The sequence below is a fragment of the Bacillus sp. P4_D3 genome, assembly GCF_056401855.1.
This window is the reverse complement of record NZ_JBFUIN010001023.1, coordinates 1-936: the sequence shown is the minus strand read 5'-3', so window position 1 is coordinate 936 and position 936 is coordinate 1. Positions and strand designations below refer to the sequence as shown.

The 936-nt window shown below is 33.8% G+C and carries 1 protein-coding gene; it reads right to left on the bottom strand.

The genetic code is table 11. The features are described 5' to 3' along the window. A partial coding sequence (locus tag AC1DTM_RS28875; protein ID WP_477001529.1) for a DUF2935 domain-containing protein occupies nucleotides 1–681 on the bottom strand: 681 nt, incomplete at its 3' end. Nucleotides 682–936 lie beyond the last annotated feature (255 nt).

The following is a 936-nucleotide window of genomic DNA, read 5'->3' as shown; positions in this document are numbered from 1 at the left end:
TGTCGGTTCTTTTTGATATAACATTGATTCAACATCTCTAGCTTGGTTAAGCAGAATTTCGAAATCATCACCGAATTTCAACGCTGTATGAACAAGATTTCTTTCCGATTGATCCAATAATGATCCAATAAAACGTGAGTGTTCCATCATAATACGCAGCCAGAAAACATTCTCACTAATAATCGCATCTTGAATAGGATCCATTTTTCCTTCGTTAAACTTTTGAAGTGTCCGCATAAAATATTCTGCTTCTCGTGCAACATGATCCACTAAAAGTGGGAAATTAAACCCTTTCACTTTACAATTGATGATTAAAATTAGTAAATTTCTTTTATAATTACGAAAAGCATACACTAACTGAATGCTCTCTTCATTTAATTGCCTAACTGCTTGAACAGTTTGCGGAATAGTAAATGCTTTTTGCAGCTGCCTATCAAACTGATTATAAAATTGTTCTACCTGCTGAATTAAATTTTTATCGTTACGGTTAAATCCCTCACCAAGAAACAAAGCATGCTCTTTCATAATACGTAACCAAAATCTATTTTCAGTTATAGATCGTTCAATAAATAATTGTTCTGTTAATGATTCAGGTGGAGCTGCTTTCAATTCCGGTGGCAACAGCATAGCCCGCTGTGGGTCCATAATAAAATGTCCAGGAATAGGTTGGTCTGTCGACATTACAATCACTCCTTGTTCCTTGAATGCGCAATTATGCTATGTATGAAAATAAATAAAATTTAAATATACTTATGCGATGGTTTTTTCAAGGTTTTTGAATTTTCCACATATGCATTCCCCTTGCACATAGAAATAGATTCTATTAAGTCATATGTTTTCCGGATCAAGATGATTCCTAATGCTTCCCCCGTTAAAACATCCGTTAAATAAAAATTGCTCTTTATTTTTAACAAACTAAAAAAGCATGGCGTCCTT